The following is a 20,425-nucleotide window of genomic DNA, read 5'->3' as shown; positions in this document are numbered from 1 at the left end:
AATGGACACCTTAACAAAAAAATTAAAATATTGCGGTTTTGTAATCTCATATTTTAAAAATAATTAAATAGGAGAAAATATGTCACTTTCAAGAAGAGAATTTCTTAAAAGTTCAGCGGCGGCATCTGCAGCAGCGGCTATTGGTATGAGCGTACCGGCAGAGCTAGAAGCAGCGGCAAACGAAGCTGAAGGCGACTGGAGATGGGACAAGGCGGCTTGTCGTTTCTGCGGTACCGGTTGTGGTATTATGATGGCAACTAAAGGCGGTAAAATCGTTGCTGTTAAAGGGGATCCGGCTGCACCTGTAAATCGTGGTCTTAACTGTATTAAGGGTTACTTTAATGCTAAGATTATGTATGGTGCTGATAGACTTACTCAACCGCTACTTAGAGTCGGCGCTGATGGTAAATTTGACAAAAAAGGGAAGTTTGCTCCGATATCATGGCAAAGAGCTTTTGATGAGATGGAAATAAACATCAAAAAAGCACTTAAGCATGGTGGACCGGAGTCTGTGGGTATATTTGCATCGGGACAATACACAATCATGGAGGGTTATGCAGCTCAAAAAATGATGAAGGCAGGATTTCGTTCAAATGCAATAGATCCAAATGCTCGTCACTGTATGGCATCTGCGGTTGTCGGTTTTTACCAGACATTCGGTGTGGATGAACCTTCAGGCTGTTATGATGATATCGAACTAACAGATACAATAGTATCTTGGGGTTCAAACATGGCTGAAATGCACCCGATTTTATGGTCTCGCGTAACTGATAGAAAACTCTCAGATCCAGATCGCGTAAAAGTTATATCTATCCAAACTTACACACATAGAACTTCAGACTTAGCTGATATAGAGATTATCTTCTCTCCAAATACTGATGTGGCTCTTTGGAACTATATTGCTAGAGAGATTGTCATGAGAGATGAGGCAGAAGGCATCATTGACTGGGATTTTGTCAAAAAACATATGATTTTTGCAACAGGACCTGTAAATATCGGCTACGGAATGAGAAGAGAGGGTGAAAAATCTCTAAAAGATGGAAAATACAGTGCCAAAGAGATGGAAATAATCTCTAAAGAGATGAAAACCATAGTTTCAAATAAAGAAGGTCCGGCACTAGAGCCTTACGGATACAAAGCCGGCGATACTATGAACCATCAGCCTGGAACTCTTGGACACTGGGAAATCTCATTTGAAGATTATAAAAAATCTCTTGAGCCATATACGCTAGAGTACACTGCGGCTATAGTAAAGGGTGACCCTGATGAAAATATGGAGTCATTCAAAGAAAAACTTCAAGCTTTAGCAGACCTTTACATTGAAAAAGGAAGAAAAGTTGTATCTTTCTGGACTATGGGTATGAATCAGCATACACGCGGTACTTGGGTAAATACTCTCTCTTACAATGTTCACTTCTTGCTAAACAAACAAGCTATTCCCGGTTCTGGAGCGTTCTCATTAACAGGTCAGCCTTCTGCATGTGGTACCGCTAGAGAGGTTGGTACATTCTGCCATAGACTTCCGGCAGACATGATGGTAGCAAACCCTGCGCACAGAAAAATTGCAGAACACAAATGGATGGTTCCCGAGGGAACAATCAATCCGATTGGTGTACAGCATATTATGAAAATACATCGTGATATAGAGGATGGTCTAATTAAATTCGCATGGGTAAATGTTTGTAATCCTTATCAAGATTCTGCAAGTGCAACGCACTGGATTAAAGCGGCTCGCGAAATGGATAACTTCATAGTTACTTCTGATGGATACCCAGGTATTTCAGCTAAAGTTTCTGACCTTATTTTACCCTCTGCTATGATTTATGAGAAGTGGGGAGCTTACGGTAATGCTGAGCGTCGTACACAACACTGGAGACAGCAGGTTATTCCTGTGGGTGATGCTATGAGTGATACATGGCAATGGGTTGAGCTCTCAAAAAGATTTACGGTTAAAGATGTATGGGGTGAATGGGCTCCAAGTGGTCCTAGAAAAGAGAAACTTCCAAGCGTTATAGAACAAGCAAAAGCTATGGGATACAACGAAGAGACTACTATGTTTGAGATACTTTTTGCGAATGATATTGCAAAATCATACAAACTTGACCAAAATGATCCTATCCAAAAAGGATACGACAACTCTGAAGGTTACGGGGATAGCAGAAATGTTGTAGGAAGTGACGGAAAAGTATTTAAAGGCTACGGCTTCTTTATTCAAAAATATCTTTTTGAAGAGTATGCGGCATTTACACGCGGACATGGACATGATCTTGCACCGTTTGACATGTACCATAAAGTTCGCGGTCTTAAGTGGCCTGTAGTTGACGGCAAAGAGACGCAGTGGAGATTTAACGTTAAATATGACCCTTATGCTGCAAAAGCCGCAAAAGGTACAGACAATTCTCATGCATTCTACGGAACGATTGCAAAAGCACTTAAGTTTGGTGACCTCAAAGGTATGGATAAAGCTACTGAGCAAAAATCATTGGCAAATAAAGCCAAAATATTTGCCCGTCCGTATATGGATCCTCCTGAAATGCCCGATGCTGAGTATGATATCTGGTTATCAACAGGGCGTGTGCTAGAGCACTGGCACTCTGGAACAATGACGATGCGTGTTCCTGAACTTTACCGTGCGGTTCCTGAAGCACTTTGCTATATGAATCCAAAGGATGCTGAGGCAAAAAATCTCAAGCAGGGTGGTCTGTGCTGGGTTGAGTCACGTCGCGGCAGAGTAAAAGCAAGAGTTGAAACTCGTGGCAGAAACAGACCTCCAAGAGGATTGGTGTTCGTGCCTTGGTTTGACGAAAAAGTGTTTATAAACAAAGTATGTCTCGATGCAACATGTCCAATGTCAAAACAGACAGACTTTAAAAAATGCGCAGTAAAAGTTTATAAAGCATAACTAGATATCTAAAGAATAAGGAGACTCTTGCTCATGCAAGACGCACCTAGTAAAATGGAAAACAGAGCATCAAACGATAGAAGAAAATTTATTCTAAGAATGACAAGAAGTGCTGGAATTGCAGCGCTTGGCGGTTTTGTATGGAGTGCGTATGTTGATGAAGCTACAGCTTCTCAACTTCTGCTTCGCCCGCCGGGAGCTATTAAAGAGGACGATTTTCTTCGTACATGTATTAAATGCGGGCTTTGTGTTGAAGCCTGTCCGTACAATACGTTACTGCTTGCCAAACCTGGTGACAATAAGCCTATGGGAACTCCATATTTTATTCCTAGAGACATCCCTTGTTACATGTGTCCAGATATTCCTTGTGTGCCTATTTGTCCCTCAGGCGCACTTGATGAATCTAGTGTTACTACCAACGGAGTTCTGGACATAAACATAGCAGAGATGGGTCTTGCGGTTATAGACGATGAAAGCTGTATAGCTTTTTGGGGAATTCAGTGTGATGCATGTTATAGAGCCTGCCCTCTTTTGGGTGAAGCGATAAGCGTTGAGTATAAGAAAAACGAAAGAACAGGCAAACATGCATATCTGACACCGGTTGTGCACTCGGATATATGTACCGGTTGCGGATTATGTGAAAAGGCTTGTGTTACGGAGAAAGCGGCAATATTTGTTCTTCCCAGAGAGGTTGCAATGGGCAGAGTCGGCAACTACTATATAAAAGGTTGGGATAAAGATGATGAGAAGCGCCTAGAAGGTGCTAAAGAGATAAAAACCAAGACAGAGATAAGCAAAGATAGTGCGGTTGACTCTTTAAACAGCGATTCGGGAGATTTATACTAATGAGAACTATTTGGAATAACTACCGATACCTGATTTTAAGAAGAACTACGCAATTAGGCTTATTGCTGCTCTATTTCGGAGCGAATGCTTGGGGATGGGGTCTTCTTATGGGAAATCTCAGCTCGTCTCTTTTTTTAAGCACTGTTCCTCTGAGCGACCCTTATGCTGCGCTTCAAATGGCCGCAGCAGGCGCTGTTTTGGCTACAGATATAATAGTCGGCGCTTTGATAATAAGCACCTTTTATCTGCTTATCGGCGGTCGCGCTTTTTGCAGCTGGGTTTGTCCTGTAAATTTAGTAACGGACGCAGCAGCAATTTTGCGAAGAAAGCTTAATGTCGATAGCATCTCTAAAAGACAGCCTGCTTCACGCAGTATGAGGTACTGGGTTTTAGTTCTGGGCCTTATTATCTCGCTTATGATGGGTGTTACGGCATTTGAATTTATATCGCCGATATCTATGCTTCACAGAGGTATTGTATTTGGTTTGGGTTTTGGATGGGCGGCGATGCTCATTATTTTTCTTTTTGACATGTTTGTTCTTAAAAATGGGTGGTGCGGGCATATTTGTCCGCTAGGTGGATTTTATTCAATTTTGGGTAAAGTCAGTCTAATAAGAGTGCATCACAATGTGGAGAATTGTACCTCATGTATGAAATGCAAAACCGTCTGTCCTGAACATCAAGTTCTGCATATGATTGCCAAAGAGAGTGCAGATGTTCTCTCAGGAGAGTGTACAAATTGCGCAAGATGCGTTGAAGTGTGTGAAGATGATGCTCTGAGTTTTTCAATCAGAAAACTAATAAAAAATAAAAAATCGGGAGAGTAGAATGAAAACAATAAGTAAAATAACGATTGGTTTAGTTGCCGTTGCAATGCTGATGGTTGATTGCGCTGCTGAAGTAGCCAAATCACCGGCAAGCAAAGGTGCATCAAAAACTATCACTGAAGAGTCTTTGGGTTTAAGAAAAACCGACATATACACGGAAGACTCAACCATAGCCGATAAAACGGAATATGGAACTGCGCAAGCTACGACAAGCACAAAAATTAAAAGAGCGTTTCAAGACGCTCCCCCTATGATTCCGCACGATACGACAGGAATGCTTCCTATTAAAACAGAAGACAACAGATGTATCAGCTGTCATATGCCTGAAGTTGCGGGTTCGATGGGTGCTACACCAATTCCTGTGTCGCACTTTACGGATTTTAGACCAAAAGGAAAAATAGTTGACGGCAAATTTGAGTTGCCAACGGATGTTATGAAAAATGAAGTTGCTATCAAACAAGAGGACAAACTTCAAAATGCCAGATTCAACTGTTCTGCTTGCCATACGCCTCAATCTAAAGGAAACTTGGTAGTTGAGAATACTTTTGAACCGGTTTTTACAAGTAAAGACGGAGCAAACAAATCAAGCTGGGCTGGGAGCAAAATGACAGAGGCTCTAGACACTGTCGGGGATGAGAGCTTTGTTACGCAAGAAGATGTTGCGAATAAAAACTCGCCTGCAGGCACTTTAGGAGACTCTGGTCACTAATGCAAAGAAGGGAGCTATTTAGCTCTCTTGCTTCATCTATAAAACAAACTAAGAAGCAAGAGAAATTACCAAGACCACCGTACTTCGGCGACGAATCTCTTTTTCATAATGAGTGTCACAAATGCGATGGCGCATGTAAGACTGTTTGTGAAGAAGATATAATAAAAATTGCCTCTGACAAAACTCCTTATCTGGATTTTTCAACTCATGGCTGCACCTACTGTGACGAGTGCGCAATTGCCTGTAACTACGGTGTTTTGAGAGTTGAAGATAAAAGAGTTATAAATGCTCTTGTCAGTATAGATAAGAGTAAATGTTTAAGCTGGGGACACACACTCTGTTTTTCATGTAAAGATCCATGCCTTGACAATGCGATAGACTTCAAGGCGATGTTTATGCCTATAATAAACGACAAATGCATTATCTGCGGCTTTTGCATAAGCAAATGTCCGGCCAATGCGATAACTTTAAAGGTAATATGATGAAGCCTTTTATACTTCTGACTCTTCTTGTGGGGTTCTTATTTGGCGCTGATATAAAAGAGCCCAAAGCATCTTTCATCTCTAGCGGCTCAGTCATCGATATACTATATCAAGATGGCAGATTATACAGCGCTACAGATGCCGGCTGTGTCGATATTTTTGATTTTAAAAGCAGAGCAATTTTAAAAAAGATAGAGGTGCCAAAAATTGAGGATTTTATGGGAGATGAGATTGATTCCAAAGTCTACTCTGTTGATAAGATTAACACTAAAATCATGATTTTGTCTCAGGGCAGAGATGGTTTTAGAAGAGTACACATAAATCAAGACGGCAAAACACAACTGCTTATTGATTACTCAAAAGCTCTGACAATAGCAAAAGCAAAATTCTTGAATGAAAACACTATTCTTTTGGCGCTTCTTAGCAATGAGCTAATCTCATATGACATAAAAAAGCGCACAAATAATTGGCTTATTCAAGTTTCCGGTGCCAAATTTTCAGATTTTGTTTTAAATGAATCAAAAGATGAAGTAGTTATAGCTGATGAGAGCGGAAATCTAAAAATACACAGCACAAAAGATGGCAAACTTCTAAAAACTCTCGCTGGAGAAAACTTGGATAACGTTTTTCAGGTTGATTATAAAAACGGGGTGATTGCAACAGCAGGACAAGATAGGAGAGTAGTTATTTACGCTCCGAAAACAGGCTCTGCATACCAGATAAAATCTGATTTTTTAGTATACAGCGTAGGTCTCTCCCCAAGCGGAGCTATTGTTGGGTATGCCTCCGATGAGAATAACAACGTAACGCTTTTAAATAGTGTTACAAAATCTAAAATTGCTAGATTTGGCAAAAATAAAATGACGCTCAATAGAATAGTATTTATAAATGAGAATGAGTTTTTAGTCGCAAGTGACGACAAGACTATTAATTTATATAGTGTAGAATAAAAAAAGGATAAGAGATGAATATTTCAAGCATAGTAGTTAAGACAGTACCTAAATATCTGGAAGAGGTTGTTCAAAGCCTTAAGGATTGCGGAGCGTGCGACTATCACATGCACGACGAGCTTGGCAGAGTAATAATCACGATAGAGGGGGAAGGCGTTGCAGAGGAACTTGAAAAACTCAGAATCATAGAAGCCATACCTCATGTAATAACAGCTGACATGCAAATGGCATATAGCGAAGATGAGCTTGATGCACATATGGAAGTAATTGCAAACGGTGATGCCGTGCCAAAAATACTAAATGATGACAGAGTTGATTTTACAAACATGACCTACAACGGAGATCTGAAAAAGAGGGATGACTTAGCAACTTTTACAAGAAAATTTGACCAAACAAAGAGGTAAGTTTTGTCTGCTATATTTGAATCAACTATAAAAATGGTGAACGGCAGCCGTGAAGATTGGTATATTGAACTAAGAGATACAAAGAGTGGCGAGATAGAGATTTGCAAAGATTTGATAGAATATGCAAAAAAAATCGAAGAGCTTGGAGCCAATTACGGCGGAAATATCGACGAAGTAAGATGGAGCAAAGCGGAGAGTGTCAGACCGTATATAGTGGATGTTGTCAGATTTGAGATGTCTAAACTTCAAAGAGAGATTGAAGAAGAGACTGGTGAAATCATAATTGAGGGAGAAAAAGAGCAATTGGAAGCAAAAGCTATAAAAACAGTTAGATATTTAACTGTTAGCGAGATTGAAAAACATATTCAAAACGTTGAGTTTATCATAATGGCGGCACCATCACCGGAGCATTTCAGCTCTGCGCCTATCCATTTTACTATTTTTTTAAACACCTCTGATGATTTGCCAAGAGAGATTCAAGAGGCGATTTTAGATAAATTTTTGGATGAAAACGGTATTAGAAATCCAATAGAGATAATGAGCCAGATTATGCCGGTGGGGTTCTCCGAGGGAACACAGGAGACCCCGATGCCGCTGCTTTTAGTTAAACAAGAAGACATGAGAGCTATTCCAAACACTCCTATGCTCGTTATGGATTTTCTAGCCGACTCAGATAACTTTAGCGAAGCAAAAGATAAAAGCTTAACTGGCTGGAGTTACAGCTATAGCGACTAAAGCTTTGTGGAGATAGATTCTACTTCATCGACTGTTTTTGCAATGGCTGAAGATAGATTCTCATACCCGTCTTTGGTAACTAAGATATTGTCTTCTATTCTTATGCCGATTCCGCGATACCGCTCCGGTACACTTTTATCATCTTTATCAATATAAATCCCCGGCTCTATCGTTAAAACCATACCCTTTTGAAGCGGTATCTCACGATGCTTTTTATCTTTGTATGGTGCGGGGTCGTGAACATCAATTCCCATCCAGTGCCCTATACCGTGCGGATAGTACCTCTTATGCTTTTGCAATTTTACAAGCTTTTTATAGTTACCCTTTAAAATGCCAAGCTCAACCATCCCTTTCGTAAGCATCATCTCTGCGCTCTCTTGAAGATGGCTTCTTTTAACAGAGGGTTTTATCATGCTAATGACTCTTAGCTGTGTCTCTAAAACAAGATTGTATAGCTCTTTTTGCGCCTCAGTGAACTTTCCATTTACAGGAATTGTTCTTGTTATATCGCTTGCGTAGTAGTTGTGCTCACACCCTGCGTCTATAAGTATAAGCTCACCGTCAATAAGCGGTTTGTCATTTTTTATGTAGTGAAGCGTGTTTGCACTGTTTCCACATGCCACTATAGACGTGTAAGCGTCACTGTATGCGGCATTTATCTTAAACTCATGCTCTATTTCAGCCTGCAATTCATACTCAAATCTATCTTTTTTATTCACCCTCATCGCCCTGTGGTGAGCCTTTGTTGTTATTGCGATTGACTCTTTTACAAGCTCTATCTCTGCGGCTGACTTAAATAGTCTCATTTTTTGTACAAGCGGAATAATGTCATGCTTAGTTTTAAAATCTTTTGTCAGCTTTAAGAGCTTCTTGACCTCTCTCTTTTTTGAACCAAGCTCACAAAACAGAGTATCTTTTCCTTTCATAAACTCTTTAAGCCTCTTTTTAAACTCACTGCTCTCATAGACCTCATCTACCAAAAAACTCTTTTTTGCCTCTTTAGCTCCAAGCCTTTCCCCGTTCCAGAGTTCGAGTGCTCTATCCTTTTTGTGAACAAACATAACAGTTTTTACTACCTCTTTTGTTTTCAAAAAAAGCAGAACAGCATTATCCTCTTTGAAACCGCTCAGATAGTAAAAGTTGCTCTCCTGTCTGTATGGGTGGTGCGTGTCGTGTGAACGGGTTGCAGGCTCAGCGCTGAAGATAACACCTACAGAGTTGTTTGGCATCTTCTTTGCGAGACTGTCGCGTCTTTTTTTGTACTCGCTCTCCTTAATCACTTGCAAACTCCGCCTAGCCAATCTATACTTTGAAAAATTATCTCAAAGAGCGCATTTTGTGTTGCCTCTGCTCCGCCCTGCGCATCAAGAGTTTTTGCATCAAACTTTGAGCTGAAATATTGCGACTTGACAACACTGTTTGTTTTTGCATCTATTAGCGTTAAACTAAATCCTACATGTACAAATGATTTTTGCATATCTTGAGTGTAAAACTGCATAAACTCCTCAACGTTAGTCTCTAAAATAAAATCGCTCTTAACTCTTGATTTTGATGGATGAACGCTGCCAAATAACTTTGAGTTGCCGATGCTTTTTAAAAGTTCCGAGGTTACAAGGCTGTTTGGAGACTCCCGCCACTCTGCCTGAGAGTATGAAAAAACTCTGTTTGAATCTTGAGTATAATCCATATTGACAGACATTAAAGAGTTCGAGCTAAATGCCTGTGCTATTTTTAGCGATTTATCTATACAGCCGCTTGAAACGCTATCTATTTTAAGATCTTTTGTTGCAACGCTATACTCAGTAACAGGAGGCTTTATGGTCGTACAGCCGCTAAAAAGTATTGTTAAAATTATTAAAATCGCTCTCATTCTAATTCTCCCCCGGTCCTTTTTTAATCTTCTCTTGCATAAATATAATATCCCCAGGACTTCTATTGTGCTTGTTTAGAGTCTCCTCTATCTTTATAATAAGATTTTGCATCTCTAAAAATGTGCTGTTCATTGCAGGCAAGATATCGCTACTCATCTCTTTGAGATTAAAGTCCCCGCTTTGAAGCGAGTGCTTAAACATATCCATGGAGTCTTTTATGCCCATATAACTGTTCGTTATGGATTTAAAAGCGTTAGAGATATCATTCTCCCATCTGATGCTTTTATCCATAAGCTCACTAACCTTTGGAATCAACATGTCAAGCTTTTTAGAAGCGCTGTTTAGGTTCTTTACACTCTGCTGAAAATTGCTTATCGTCTCATCGTCTAATATCTGGTTCATCTTAGATATAAAAATAGCACTGTTTTTTAAAAGCAGCGAAATCTCCTGCTGATTCTCATCTCTTAAAAGCTGATGTGTTCTATAGAGTGTCTCCGAGAGATTAATCGACATGTCTCCAAACGTATTTTCAAGTTTTATAAGAAGCGAGGGTACTGTTTTTATAACTGGGTATTTTTCGCCTTCTTTACTTATAAGAGCCTCTGACGTCTCCTCTCCATAACTGAGATTTATATAACTTAGTCCCGTAATTCCCTGTGAAGTAAGCTGCGCTACAGTGGATGCTTTTATGGGAGTTGTTTTTAGAACATTTATCAAAACCTCAACCTGCTCGGAGTTGTTCTGATTTATATTTAGCGAGGCCACATTGCCCACGTTGATTCCTCTATATTTTACGGGAGCATCAATATTTAATCCCAAAACAGATTCGTCAAAATATATGGCATATGTCTTCACTTCAGCCTCTTTGGTAGGCTTTAATAGCCAATAGCCAAATGCGACCATCATGCTCAAAGAGAGCAGCACCAAGAAGCCCACAAGACCGTAATTAACTCTATTGTTCATATACGCCCCATTCCCTTAAAAAAAGTTTTTATAAATTTATTCTCAACACTGAGAATATTTTTTAAATCGCCCTCGTATATAATCTTTTTATTATCTATTACGGCAACCTTGTCGAGTGTATCGTAAACTGATTGTAAATCATGTGAAACCATCACTATGGTTAAATTTAGCAAAGAGCGCAGTTTCAGTATCAAAGCATCAAACTCCCTCGCAGAGATTGGGTCGAGCCCGCTTGTCGGCTCATCCAAAAAGAGAAGCTTCGGGTCCATGGCAAGAGCGCGAGCAAGAGCGGCTTTTTTCCTCATACCGCCGCTTATTTGAGACGGATAGAGGTTTGCATCTTCTTGTTTCAGACCTACTATGCCTATCTTAAACTTTACTATCTCATTAATCATAGCCGCGGACAAATCACTATACTCTACAAGTGGCAGAGCGATATTGTCTTTTAGACTAAGCGATGAGAAGAGTGCTCCTGATTGAAAAAGCACACCCCATTGCTGCCTTAGTTCCATGGCCTCTTTATACTCTATTTTGCCGAGTTTATGCCCCAAAATCTCAATCTCGCCGCCGCTAAACTCCTGAAGCATTACCATCTCTCGTAGCAGCGTGGTTTTGCCGCATCCGCTTGGACCTAAAAGACCGTATATTGAACCTTTTGGAATGCTAAGCGTAAGAGTATCATGAATTATCCTCTCTTCAAAACTCGTTTTTACGCCTCTTACTTCAATAATATTATCCATCATATCCCCAAGTTCGTAAAAGCGATTGAAAAAACTGCATCACATATTATAACCGCAAAAATGGACTCCACTACACTTTTTGTGGTGTTAAATCCTATGCTTTGCGTATCATCCCTAACCTGCATTCCCCTATATATACCGATAGCGGCAATCAAAAAAGCAAAAAAAGGCCCTTTTGCTATTCCTACAAAAAAGTGTTTAAGTGCGACAACATCGCTAAATCTGTCTAAAAAAAGGTTTGTCGTGATATTTAGCTCTAGATTTGCGACCACCATTCCGCCCATAATTGCCATTACGTCCGATACAAATATCAAAATCGGAAGCGTAATCATAAGGGCAACTATCTTTGGCATAACCAAAAATCTATATGGGTCAAATCCCATAGTCTGCATTGCATCAAGCTCTTGAGTTATTTTCATAGCGCCTATTTGAGCAGTAAAAGCCGAGCCGCTTCTTCCTGCTATGACTATTGCCGTAATTAACGGAGAGAGCTCTCTTAAGACAGATATTCCCAGTACTTCTACTATAAATATATTAGCTCCATACATTTTTAGCTGATGTGCCGATTGGTAAGCTACGACCAAACCTATCAAAAAACTCGTCAGTGCGACAATGCCAAACGCCTTTATCGCACTCTCATTTATCTCAAAAGCTATCTCTTTAAATCTGATGTTTTTAGGAGAGACAAGATAGTACATCTTATGCGCAAAAAGCTCGCCTATAAAAACCATAAAAGATAAAAAGAGAAGATAGTTTTGATATGCTATTCTCCCGATATTCTCTAAAAAACCTACTTTTCTAGGCTGCAATATATCTTTGAATTTTATTTTTTGCGCCATGACAAGCTCAAGCATATCTATAACTTCACTATTGTCACAAAGCAGATCCACATGTAAGGAGCTGTTTGATTGCAGTTTTTTTTTCAGATTATACAGAAAAATAGATCCGGCAGTATCCAAAAAAGTAAGCTGTGACAAGTCTAGGACTACGCCGTGCTCTTTGTCAAAGTCTAGCTTGTCTATATCTTTTTGATATTTTGCGAGGTTGTAGAGGGTAAGCTCCCCTCTGAATTTTAGAGAGAGCCTATTGTCTATATGTCTAATATCCAGAGATGAGTAGTGCATATCAAAACTCTAAAAATCTCTCTGAAGAAGTTTTTTTACCTTTAGAATAGTAATAATTTTGTCAGCCTGTTTACCTACTCCGTCAATCGCTGTATCATCACCGTTAGCAGTATCGGGTGCAGGTCCGATATTTGAGTTTTTAATTCTTATTGCCATTGTCAGTCTATCTATAACAAATCCTGCAATATCATCTCCGTCTCTCATTACGATAAACCTAGTGTCTTCATTGTGTTTTTTAGGACTTAGCCCGAACTTTGTACGAAGGTCTATCAGAGGTATAACGGCGCCGCGCATATTAAACACGCCGATAACATACTTTGGAACCTGAGGAACTCTTGTCCAAGGAAACGGCTTTATAATCTCTTGAATAGAGAGAATAGGCACTGCGTACTCTTCGTCACCGATTATAAATCCTACCAGCTGAACGATATCGTCTGCATGATCTAAATTTTCATTCTCTTTTTGAGTCTGTTTTTTAATAATCTGTTTTAATCTATCGCTCATCTTAAAAACTCCGATTTAAAATTAATGTTTCTTTGAACTACGCTCATCAGATAATCAGAAGAGTAAGGCTTGGTAATATACTCTATCATGCCAGACTCAACGCCACGCATACGGTCAGATTTTCCTGTGCGCGATGTTACGGCAATAAGCGGGAGGTTTTTGTAACGGTTGTACTTTTTAATCTCTGTAGCTAGAGTGTAGCCGTCCATTCTAGGCATCTCAATATCTACAAGCATTGCGTCAAAGTTGTAGTCGCCCTGCTTTAAGATACTTAACGCTTCTTGTCCATCACCCGCTTCTACAAGAGTTACTCCCAGAGGCTCCAGAGCTTTTCTCATAATAGTTCTGTCTGTTTTAGAGTCATCTACTATCATTATGGCGTAATCGCTTGCTTTTGTTTTTTCGTGCGTAAGCATTGCCGCATCAGATGTAGTGTCAACTAAAATGCTAGCTTTAACATGTTTTGCCATATCCATAATAGCCACAACATCAACAATCAGCGTGACACCGCCATCACCGCGGATAGTCGCTCCTGCAATTCCCTCGATGCCTTTTAGGAAATCTCCAAGAGATTTGATAACTATCTCCTCTTGTCCCACAAGAGTATCAACAATAAGCCCCAGTTTGCTTGTGCCAAGTCCAAGAACAACAACATACGCATACTCGCTTGAGTCTAAAATGCGCTCAACCTCAAATATATCGCCGATATGAACCAGAGAGAGGACATCTTCGCGAAGTCTCATAACAGAGCGTCCCTCAACCGTATAGACCTCATCTTTTGAGATTCTAACAGTCTCTAGAACCGAAGCAAGAGGAATAGCATACTGCTCCTCTTGAACTCCGACTAGAAGCGCTTGGATAATCGCAAGCGTAAGAGGAATTTTTAGCTTCATTGAGGTACCGATGCCGATTTCGCTATCGATATCTATGATGCCGTTTACTTTTTCAATGTTTGTCTTAACAACGTCCATTCCGACACCGCGGCCTGAAACATTGGTAACAACCGTAGCGGTGGAGAAGCCAGGCTTAAATATAAGCCCAAACGCCTCTTTATCGCTCATGCTGTCGGCCTCTTTTTCAGTAATCAGACCTTTTTCCAAAGACTTTCTCTTTAGCATCTCAACATCAAGTCCCTTACCGTCGTCATCTATCTGAATGACTATCTGGTTTCCTTCGTTGTAGGCTTTTAGCTTAATCGTTCCCGTTTCGCTTTTGCCTTGTTCAAGACGAATTTCTGGTATCTCTATTCCATGGTCGCATGAGTTTCTGATAATGTGAACCAACGGGTCACCAATCTCTTCAACGATTGATTTGTCAAGCTCTGTATCTTCACCGAATATCTCAAGCTCTATTTTTTTGTTCAGCTCACGACTTAAGTCGCGAATCATTCTAGGGAATTTATTAAAGACTTTTCCAATAGGGAGCATTCTTGTCTTCATAACGGCTATCTGAAGGTCTGTTGTTACGATAGAGACTATTGATACAACTTGATTTAGCTCCTCAAGGAACCCCTCTCCCTCATATCTCTCTTCAACATCATCGTTTATTTTTATAAGTCTGTTTTTAGCAAGAACAAGCTCGCCGATAAGATTCATAAGATGGTCAAGTCTCTTAACGTCAACACGGATTGTCTGTTCAACGGTAGACTGCTTTTTAACCGGTGATGCAGCTTTTGCACCATCACCTGAGTCTGCATCGTCTCTTAGAGAAGCAGGTCTTCTGGCAGGAGTAACTGCGACGGGCACATTAAGCGCAGGCTCATTCTCCTCCTCCTCAGACACATCATCTTTTGCTTCAGAAGGCGCTGATTTTTTAGACTCTCTCTTAGCCTTGTCCTCAGCCATTCTCTGTTGCAGAAGTCTCTCTATCTCAGCTTCAAGTTCATCGGCATCCATATTATCATAGTCAGGCTCGTCTGTGGCAGGAGAGTTATCTTCTACGCTCTCCTTCTCAACCTCTTCTACAACTTCTACGGCAGCGGCAGGTTTTGGAGCAGGAGTCTCTACATCTCCTTTTCCTCCGGTGCATTTATCAAGCCTTACAACACAACCAGAGACGTCAATACCGCTGTCTGAGCTTGTATCGCGGATGGTGCTTAAAAGAGCTTTCATCAGATCGATTGACTCTAAAATAACATCCATTATATTTGGACTTATTCTAAGCTCTCCGTGTCTTGCTTTATTTAAAACATCTTCCATATGATGAGTCAAATGTGTTAAAACATCAAAATTCAAAAATGACGAAGCACCTTTTACAGTATGCGCAACGCGAAATATTCTGTTTAAAAGCTCCAAATCGTCGGGTCTGCTCTCTAGCTCAACCAAATCCTGATCCAACTGGTCGATAAGTTCGAAAGACTCAACCAAAAAATCTTGCAATATCTCTTGAAATTCATCCATATTTATACTCCTACTTCATATGTGCACGAACAACTCGTGCTACTTCATTGTAAAATGAATTTGCTTTAAATTTAACCAAATAAGCTTCACCGCCGGCTTCAACACCCCTGTCTTCACTAAAATGATCACTTATCGAAGAGTTAAATACGATTGGTATATTGCCAAATCTTCCATCCTCTTTTACATTTGCCGCAAAATGAAAACCATCCATTCTCGGCATCTCAACGTCGGAGATGATTATCTTGAGATTTTTAGACAAACTTTCGCCATAAAGCTCATAAAGCTCATCAAGTTTCTCTAACCCCTCTTTTCCGTCCATTGCTTCAAGCACGTCAAAGCCCATCTTAACAAGGGCCTCCTTTACTATTTTTCGAGCTGTTGAGCTGTCATCCAAAACAAGCGCCAGACCTGAAAAAGTCTCATTATCAGTTGCCGTGAACTGAGTGTCTGGCTCATAAAGACCCAAATCTTGGATAACACTCTCTAAGTCCAAAATCAGAAGAACATTGTCTCCCTCTATTCTGGTTACTCCCGTTATCTTGCTTCCCTCTACCGAAGCTGAGTTGCTCATAAAAGATGCAGGCTCTATATCTGCCCAGCTGATTCTTCTGATGCGTTTTGCTTCATGGACGATAAAGCCGATAAGCACGTTGTTAAACTCGGTAATAATAACTCTTGAGTTTTTCTCAGCGCTCTCAGGCTGTTTGATTTTCATCCATTTTGCGAGATTAACAACAGGAATAACGACGCTTCTAAGGTCAAAAATACCCTCTATAAACTCAGGCGTACCCGGAAGGTCTGTCAGCTTTGGCAGCTTGATAATTTCGCGGACCTTTGAGACATTTATCCCGTAAATACCCTCGTAAACTTGGTCGTCTTCTTGTTTGAAGATGCGAAAGTCTACAAGTTCCATCTCATTGGAGCCGACTTTTAATGAACTCTCTATATTCATACTTTAAATCCCTTTTGAGAAATTTTTCTCTTGCAATAACTCTATATCTTGAGCAGATTTTACTATAAAATATCTTTGATTGCAAGCAAAAGCCCCGAGGTTTATATATATGAAATCTCCCATTTCTACGGTTCTGTTTTGATGAAAATGACCCTCTACAAAGTAGTCACACTTATACTTCTGCCACAGCCTCTTGTAGATAAATTTCTCTAGCCCTACAAACTCTCTGCAGTCATCTTTTTTGCCAAGATAAAGGTCGAGACGTTTTGAAACAGAGTGCTTTGTGAGAAAATCGACAGCTCTCAAAAGGTATAAAACGATAGAACTTCTAATAATAGCAGTATATATTCTGTATCCAAGCGGAGCCTCAATATCGCCGTGGGAGAGTAGAACTTTCTTATTTTCAAATCTACATGCAAGAGGCTGTAATGAGATTGGAAAAGTTTTTACATGTGGAAATATTTTCTTTAAATTAAAGTCATGATTTCCCTCTAGATATATAACTTCAATCTCCAAAGATATCTTATTTATAAGCTCTATCGCCTCTTCATTTTTTTTATGCGTCATGGGGATTTGACCAAAAAGCGCATCAAATATATCGCCCATTAAAATAAGCTGTGAAGGAGAGAGTTTTTTTGAGTGAATCTCCCTTAGAAAAGCTAAAAGTTCTGGGCGTTTATGCGAGTAGTGTGCGTCTGCCACTACAAACGCACCCTCTAAAATCTTAAAATCTTGAGTCATTATTCAGGGAACGTAAGCTATATTTGGGATTCCTAAATCTTCATCAAGCCCCATCATAAGATTGGCATTTACAACCGCAGCTGAGGATGCGCCTCTTAAAAGATTATCTATCGCACTTGATATAAAGAGAATATTGCCTTTTCTTTTTACGAAAATGTCGCAAAAATTTGTCCCAGCCACATTTTTCATATCAACAGGAATTTTACTTGCTCTTACATGCAGAGCATCTTTGTAAAACTCTTCTAGAAGTTTTTCTGCATCAAAATCGCCCTCTACTTGGATATAGATAGAACTTAGCATTCCTCTTGTTACAGGGCATAAATGCGGTACAAAATGTACATCTTCAAAATCTACATGTAGCTTTTGTGCAATTTCAGGCGCATGTCTGTGGAAAAGAGGATTGTATGCAAAAAGGTTGTCATTTATATTTACAAAATGGGTAACGTCGCTTAGTTTTTTTCCGGCACCGCTCACGCCCGTTTTTGAGTCTATGATTATCGGCGTGTTTTTAACACGTCTATCCATAAAAGGCAAAAGCCCCAAAATAGCAGAGGTTGGAAAACAACCTGGATTTGCGACTAACGAAGCTGATTTTAGCTCCTTGCGAAACAGCTCAGGAAGCCCGTAAACTGCATGCTCTAAGTTTTTTGTATCTGTATGAGGGCAGTAAAATGCTTCATAAATATCTTGCGGCAATCTATAGTCAGCCGAGAGGTCAACTACTTTCAAACCCTTTGCAATAAGCGGTTTTACGTAAGCCATTGCTGTTTGATGAGGAAGTGCCAAAAAGACAAGTTCGCAACTTGCAGCACACTCGTCAATATCGGCTTTTTTAACCTCAAGCTCGTGCACTTTGTTTAAAGACGGGTGGAGCCTCGAGAGAGTCGTTCCGCCCTCCGTATTTGCAACATAAGAGAGGTTGAATTTTGGATGGCGGATAAGAATTTTTAAAAGTTCAAGCCCTGTGTAGCCGCTAGCTCCAATGACTCCAACATTAATTGCATTCAAAAACTATCTCCTGATATCTCACCTCGATAACCTCAAACTCTTTTTTGCCGTTTGGAAGCTGAATTTTAACGTCATCGCCCTCTTCGCGTCCCAGAAGCTGTTTTGCAAGCGGAGAGTTAAACGAGATAAGCCCCATGTCGGGGTTTGATTCGCATCCGCCGACTATGGTGTATGTAAACTCCTCATCCGTATCAGTATCGCAAAGAACGACGGTTGAGCCGAAACTTACTTTAGTGTGTTCAAGTTCGCTCGGATCCACAATCTTTGATGAGCCCAAAAGCTCAGCCAGCTCCGACAATCTTAAATCTATAAGCTTCTGATTCTCTTTTGCTGCGTGATACTCTGCATTCTCTTTTAAGTCGCCATAACCCAAAGCCTCTTCTATATCTCTTACGATTTGCGGTCTTCTTACTTCTCTAAGATATTTTACTTCGGCTTGCAGTTTGTTATACCCAAACAGCGTCATCGGCTCTATTTTTTCCATAACTTATTCTCTTGTTTTATTTTTTCGTACAATTATAGCAAAACTTTTCAGCCCGCACTCATCGCGGAGAGGTTAAATTTTATATTTTCATCCTCGCACTCAATAGTAATAACACATGCGCTTTTGCTTATCTTTTGTGCTTTTTTTATGCCTTGAAGCAGTATTCTACTCTCTTTTGAGAGTGGATCATGGGCGTAAAGTGTTTCATCTTTTATAAAAAATATTCTTCCGCCTCCGCATCCATCACCCACTATCCCCTTGCATACAAGCGGATTCCCTAAATCAAAATCATCAATCATCCAATACTCCTTCATTTTGAAATTATTTTTTTAACAGCTTCTGCGCACATGACAAGCCCAAATGTTCCAGTTACAGCATTAAAGCTGCCCTTCTCTTTTACTTTTGCATGTTCTGAGCTAAATATAACTTTATACTTTTTGTTAAAGCCTCGTTTTTTAAGCTCGTAGCGGATTTTTGAACCAAATTTGTCTCCATGACTCTTCCAAATATCATCTACATGCACTTTTGTCGGGTCAAGCCTCTTTGCACTTCCAAGGGATGATATAAGCTTTTTGTAGCACTTTTGTGTGAGAGCCAATTTTGCCTTGATATCGTCAATCGCATCAAGAACCAAATCATACTCGTCAAAATCAAAATCCCTCACCCACTGCTCGTTTATTTTTGCATTTATGGTTTTAACATGAGGATAGTGCGTCTTTAACGCTTGCACTTTTATCTCGCCCTCATGAAGTTCAGACCACATCTGGCGGTTTTGATTTGACTTATCATAGGTGTCATAATCGACAATAGTTATATGCCCAACACCGCTTCTGCTAAGACAATCAAGACAGTGCCCACCGACTCCTCCCACGCCCAGAAGTAAAATTTTTGCGTTTTGAAGTTTTGAAAAATCATCTCCTAAAAGGGATTTTATACGTTCATATTTCATTGTTCTTCTATCCAATCTTTAAGTACACTCATGCTTTTATATGCGCTCATATCGAGCTGGATAGGCGTTATTGATATATTTCCAGCCTCAATCGCCTCATAATCGCTTATGCCCTCTTTTCCTATTCGAGCGGAGAAGTTCAGCGGATGCGTTCCCAGCCAGTAGTACTCCTCGCCTCTTGGGTTTCTGTGAAGATGCGAATCGTTTGCATAGAGTCTGTATCCCGCATAAGTAACCTCTATCTTTGCGCCTTTATTGTCGCTAGAATCAATATCGGGCGGAATGTTTACATTTAAAAACTCTCGCTCAGGCAGAGGAAATGAACCCTCTCTAATCTTTGTAACCAGCTTTTTAATTGCCTCTTGCGCCAAAGTAAAATCGCCATCAGGGTTTGTAAAGTCCATAACTTGAGATATGGCGATAGACGCTATACCATGTAAAACTCCCTCCATGGCTCCGGCAGCAGTTCCAGAGTATGTAATGTCCTCGCCCATGTTTGAGCCGCGGTTTATCCCGCTGATAAGCAAATCGGGCTTAGAGTCAACAAATATTGTGCTGAGCGCCAGATAGACACAATCGCTCGGTGTTCCATCATCGAGTTTGAAAAAGTTGTCCTCTACGCCTACAAAACGAAGCGGGCGTATTATAGTTAGGGAGTGTCCGCAGGCAGACTTCTCACTTGCGGGTGCTACGACCGTTATCTCTACATCATCAAGCTCTCTGAGCGCTTTAATAAGGCTAAGAAGACCTTTTGCCTCGTATCCGTCATCATTTGTTACTAAAATCTTATAGGCCAATTGCACTTCCTAAGTTACGCCTAGTGCGTATTTATTTT

General features: G+C 40.2%; 22 protein-coding genes. 8 read left to right on the top strand and 14 right to left on the bottom strand.

The window, feature by feature from the left end; translation table 11 throughout:
* The first annotated feature begins 79 nt into the window (after nt 1-79).
* From napA to K0A91_RS03520, 8 genes are read left to right on the top strand one after another with little or no spacing between them, the layout of a single operon-like run.
* Nucleotides 80-2,902: a nitrate reductase catalytic subunit NapA gene (gene napA / locus K0A91_RS03555; RefSeq protein WP_295008214.1), complete on the top strand. Its 2,823-nt coding sequence runs from the start codon at nt 80-82 to the stop codon at nt 2,900-2,902.
* 33 nt (nt 2,903-2,935) lie between these two features.
* On the top strand, nt 2,936-3,748 hold the full coding sequence (gene napG, locus K0A91_RS03550) for a ferredoxin-type protein NapG (RefSeq protein WP_295008212.1): 813 nt from the start codon (nt 2,936-2,938) through the stop codon (nt 3,746-3,748).
* Entirely contained in the window at nt 3,748-4,575 is an 828-nt protein-coding gene (gene napH / locus K0A91_RS03545; RefSeq protein WP_295008211.1) for a quinol dehydrogenase ferredoxin subunit NapH, read from the top strand. The genes napG and napH overlap by 1 nt, the downstream gene beginning before the upstream one ends.
* A 1-nt stretch (nt 4,576) precedes the next feature.
* The gene (locus tag K0A91_RS03540; protein ID WP_295008209.1) at nt 4,577-5,284 is read left to right on the top strand and encodes a nitrate reductase cytochrome c-type subunit; all 708 of its coding nucleotides are present in this window, start codon (nt 4,577-4,579) and stop codon (nt 5,282-5,284) included.
* A complete protein-coding gene (locus tag K0A91_RS03535; RefSeq protein WP_295008208.1) occupies nt 5,284-5,766 on the top strand; it encodes a 4Fe-4S binding protein in 483 nt (160 codons plus the stop codon). Before K0A91_RS03540 ends, K0A91_RS03535 begins: the two co-directional genes overlap by 1 nt.
* On the top strand, nt 5,766-6,716 hold the full coding sequence (locus K0A91_RS03530) for a WD40 repeat domain-containing protein (protein WP_295008206.1): 951 nt from the start codon (nt 5,766-5,768) through the stop codon (nt 6,714-6,716). Before K0A91_RS03535 ends, K0A91_RS03530 begins: the two co-directional genes overlap by 1 nt.
* Before the next feature lie 14 nt (nt 6,717-6,730).
* Nucleotides 6,731-7,120 (top strand): chaperone NapD, encoded by a 390-nt coding sequence (locus K0A91_RS03525; RefSeq protein ID WP_295008205.1) that lies wholly within the window; start codon nt 6,731-6,733, stop codon nt 7,118-7,120.
* Between the two features lie 3 nt (nt 7,121-7,123).
* Nucleotides 7,124-7,855 carry a hypothetical protein gene (locus K0A91_RS03520; RefSeq protein ID WP_295008203.1) on the top strand — a complete coding sequence of 244 codons (732 nt, stop codon included), beginning with the start codon at nt 7,124-7,126 and terminating at the stop codon, nt 7,853-7,855.
* On the opposite strand, the gene K0A91_RS03515 is transcribed toward K0A91_RS03520, so the two are convergent.
* Genes K0A91_RS03515 through surE form a run of 14 tightly spaced genes read right to left on the bottom strand, consistent with a single transcriptional unit; the run spans nt 7,852 to nt 20,393 of the window.
* Entirely contained in the window at nt 7,852-9,135 is a 1,284-nt protein-coding gene (locus K0A91_RS03515; protein WP_295008270.1) for an aminopeptidase P N-terminal domain-containing protein, read from the bottom strand. The genes K0A91_RS03520 and K0A91_RS03515 overlap by 4 nt on opposite strands.
* The gene (locus tag K0A91_RS03510) at nt 9,132-9,725 is read right to left on the bottom strand and encodes a hypothetical protein (RefSeq protein ID WP_295008202.1); all 594 of its coding nucleotides are present in this window, start codon (nt 9,723-9,725) and stop codon (nt 9,132-9,134) included. The genes K0A91_RS03515 and K0A91_RS03510 overlap by 4 nt, the downstream gene beginning before the upstream one ends.
* A 1-nt stretch (nt 9,726) precedes the next feature.
* The gene (locus K0A91_RS03505) at nt 9,727-10,689 is read right to left on the bottom strand and encodes an MlaD family protein (RefSeq protein ID WP_295008200.1); all 963 of its coding nucleotides are present in this window, start codon (nt 10,687-10,689) and stop codon (nt 9,727-9,729) included.
* Complete coding sequence (locus K0A91_RS03500) at nt 10,686-11,429, bottom strand: ATP-binding cassette domain-containing protein (protein WP_295008198.1); 744 nt, start codon at nt 11,427-11,429, stop codon at nt 10,686-10,688. Before K0A91_RS03500 ends, K0A91_RS03505 begins: the two co-directional genes overlap by 4 nt.
* Nucleotides 11,429-12,553 (bottom strand): MlaE family lipid ABC transporter permease subunit, encoded by a 1,125-nt coding sequence (locus tag K0A91_RS03495; protein WP_295008196.1) that lies wholly within the window; start codon nt 12,551-12,553, stop codon nt 11,429-11,431. Before K0A91_RS03495 ends, K0A91_RS03500 begins: the two co-directional genes overlap by 1 nt.
* Before the next feature lie 9 nt (nt 12,554-12,562).
* Complete coding sequence (locus K0A91_RS03490) at nt 12,563-13,057, bottom strand: chemotaxis protein CheW (protein ID WP_295008194.1); 495 nt, start codon at nt 13,055-13,057, stop codon at nt 12,563-12,565.
* Complete coding sequence (locus tag K0A91_RS03485; RefSeq protein ID WP_295008193.1) at nt 13,054-15,456, bottom strand: chemotaxis protein CheW; 2,403 nt, start codon at nt 15,454-15,456, stop codon at nt 13,054-13,056. Before K0A91_RS03485 ends, K0A91_RS03490 begins: the two co-directional genes overlap by 4 nt.
* 10 nt (nt 15,457-15,466) lie before the next feature.
* On the bottom strand, nt 15,467-16,408 hold the full coding sequence (locus K0A91_RS03480) for a chemotaxis protein (RefSeq protein ID WP_295008191.1): 942 nt from the start codon (nt 16,406-16,408) through the stop codon (nt 15,467-15,469).
* 3 nt (nt 16,409-16,411) lie between these two features.
* Complete coding sequence (locus tag K0A91_RS03475) at nt 16,412-17,149, bottom strand: metallophosphoesterase (RefSeq protein WP_295008189.1); 738 nt, start codon at nt 17,147-17,149, stop codon at nt 16,412-16,414.
* Between the two features lie 3 nt (nt 17,150-17,152).
* Entirely contained in the window at nt 17,153-18,157 is a 1,005-nt protein-coding gene (argC, locus tag K0A91_RS03470; protein ID WP_295008187.1) for an N-acetyl-gamma-glutamyl-phosphate reductase, read from the bottom strand.
* Nucleotides 18,144-18,641, bottom strand: coding sequence for a transcription elongation factor GreA (gene greA / locus K0A91_RS03465; RefSeq protein WP_295008185.1), 498 nt, complete (start codon nt 18,639-18,641; stop codon nt 18,144-18,146). The genes argC and greA overlap by 14 nt, the downstream gene beginning before the upstream one ends.
* Before the next feature lie 47 nt (nt 18,642-18,688).
* Entirely contained in the window at nt 18,689-18,940 is a 252-nt protein-coding gene (locus tag K0A91_RS03460) for a thiamine biosynthesis protein ThiF (protein ID WP_295008184.1), read from the bottom strand.
* An 11-nt stretch (nt 18,941-18,951) separates the two neighbouring features.
* On the bottom strand, nt 18,952-19,590 hold the full coding sequence (locus tag K0A91_RS03455; RefSeq protein WP_295008182.1) for a ThiF family adenylyltransferase: 639 nt from the start codon (nt 19,588-19,590) through the stop codon (nt 18,952-18,954).
* A complete protein-coding gene (gene surE / locus K0A91_RS03450; RefSeq protein WP_295008181.1) occupies nt 19,587-20,393 on the bottom strand; it encodes a 5'/3'-nucleotidase SurE in 807 nt (268 codons plus the stop codon). Before surE ends, K0A91_RS03455 begins: the two co-directional genes overlap by 4 nt.
* Nucleotides 20,394-20,425 lie beyond the last annotated feature (32 nt).

It is taken from the genome of Sulfurimonas sp. (assembly GCF_019429335.1).
In the GTDB taxonomy this organism is placed as follows: Bacteria; Campylobacterota; Campylobacteria; order Campylobacterales; family Sulfurimonadaceae; genus Sulfurimonas.
Note: the sequence above shows the minus strand (reverse complement) of the source record. Positions and strands in the feature narration are given on the sequence as shown.

What these genes read in the sequence shown, in the direction of transcription:
- napA (WP_295008214.1), top strand. Translation starts at nt 80, where the DNA reads ATGTCACTTTCAAGAAGAGAATTTCTTAAAAGTTCAGCGGCGGCATCT.
- napG (WP_295008212.1), top strand. Translation starts at nt 2,936, where the DNA reads ATGCAAGACGCACCTAGTAAAATGGAAAACAGAGCATCAAACGATAGA.
- napH (WP_295008211.1), top strand. Translation starts at nt 3,748, where the DNA reads ATGAGAACTATTTGGAATAACTACCGATACCTGATTTTAAGAAGAACT.
- K0A91_RS03540 (WP_295008209.1), top strand. Translation starts at nt 4,577, where the DNA reads ATGAAAACAATAAGTAAAATAACGATTGGTTTAGTTGCCGTTGCAATG.
- K0A91_RS03535 (WP_295008208.1), top strand. Translation starts at nt 5,284, where the DNA reads ATGCAAAGAAGGGAGCTATTTAGCTCTCTTGCTTCATCTATAAAACAA.
- K0A91_RS03530 (WP_295008206.1), top strand. Translation starts at nt 5,766, where the DNA reads ATGAAGCCTTTTATACTTCTGACTCTTCTTGTGGGGTTCTTATTTGGC.
- K0A91_RS03525 (WP_295008205.1), top strand. Translation starts at nt 6,731, where the DNA reads ATGAATATTTCAAGCATAGTAGTTAAGACAGTACCTAAATATCTGGAA.
- K0A91_RS03510 (WP_295008202.1), bottom strand. Translation starts at nt 9,725, where the DNA reads ATGAGAGCGATTTTAATAATTTTAACAATACTTTTTAGCGGCTGTACG.
- K0A91_RS03505 (WP_295008200.1), bottom strand. Translation starts at nt 10,689, where the DNA reads ATGAACAATAGAGTTAATTACGGTCTTGTGGGCTTCTTGGTGCTGCTC.
- K0A91_RS03500 (WP_295008198.1), bottom strand. Translation starts at nt 11,429, where the DNA reads ATGGATAATATTATTGAAGTAAGAGGCGTAAAAACGAGTTTTGAAGAG.
- K0A91_RS03495 (WP_295008196.1), bottom strand. Translation starts at nt 12,553, where the DNA reads ATGCACTACTCATCTCTGGATATTAGACATATAGACAATAGGCTCTCT.
- K0A91_RS03490 (WP_295008194.1), bottom strand. Translation starts at nt 13,057, where the DNA reads ATGAGCGATAGATTAAAACAGATTATTAAAAAACAGACTCAAAAAGAG.
- K0A91_RS03485 (WP_295008193.1), bottom strand. Translation starts at nt 15,456, where the DNA reads ATGGATGAATTTCAAGAGATATTGCAAGATTTTTTGGTTGAGTCTTTC.
- K0A91_RS03480 (WP_295008191.1), bottom strand. Translation starts at nt 16,408, where the DNA reads ATGAATATAGAGAGTTCATTAAAAGTCGGCTCCAATGAGATGGAACTT.
- K0A91_RS03475 (WP_295008189.1), bottom strand. Translation starts at nt 17,149, where the DNA reads ATGACTCAAGATTTTAAGATTTTAGAGGGTGCGTTTGTAGTGGCAGAC.
- greA (WP_295008185.1), bottom strand. Translation starts at nt 18,641, where the DNA reads ATGGAAAAAATAGAGCCGATGACGCTGTTTGGGTATAACAAACTGCAA.
- K0A91_RS03460 (WP_295008184.1), bottom strand. Translation starts at nt 18,940, where the DNA reads ATGATTGATGATTTTGATTTAGGGAATCCGCTTGTATGCAAGGGGATA.
- K0A91_RS03455 (WP_295008182.1), bottom strand. Translation starts at nt 19,590, where the DNA reads ATGAAATATGAACGTATAAAATCCCTTTTAGGAGATGATTTTTCAAAA.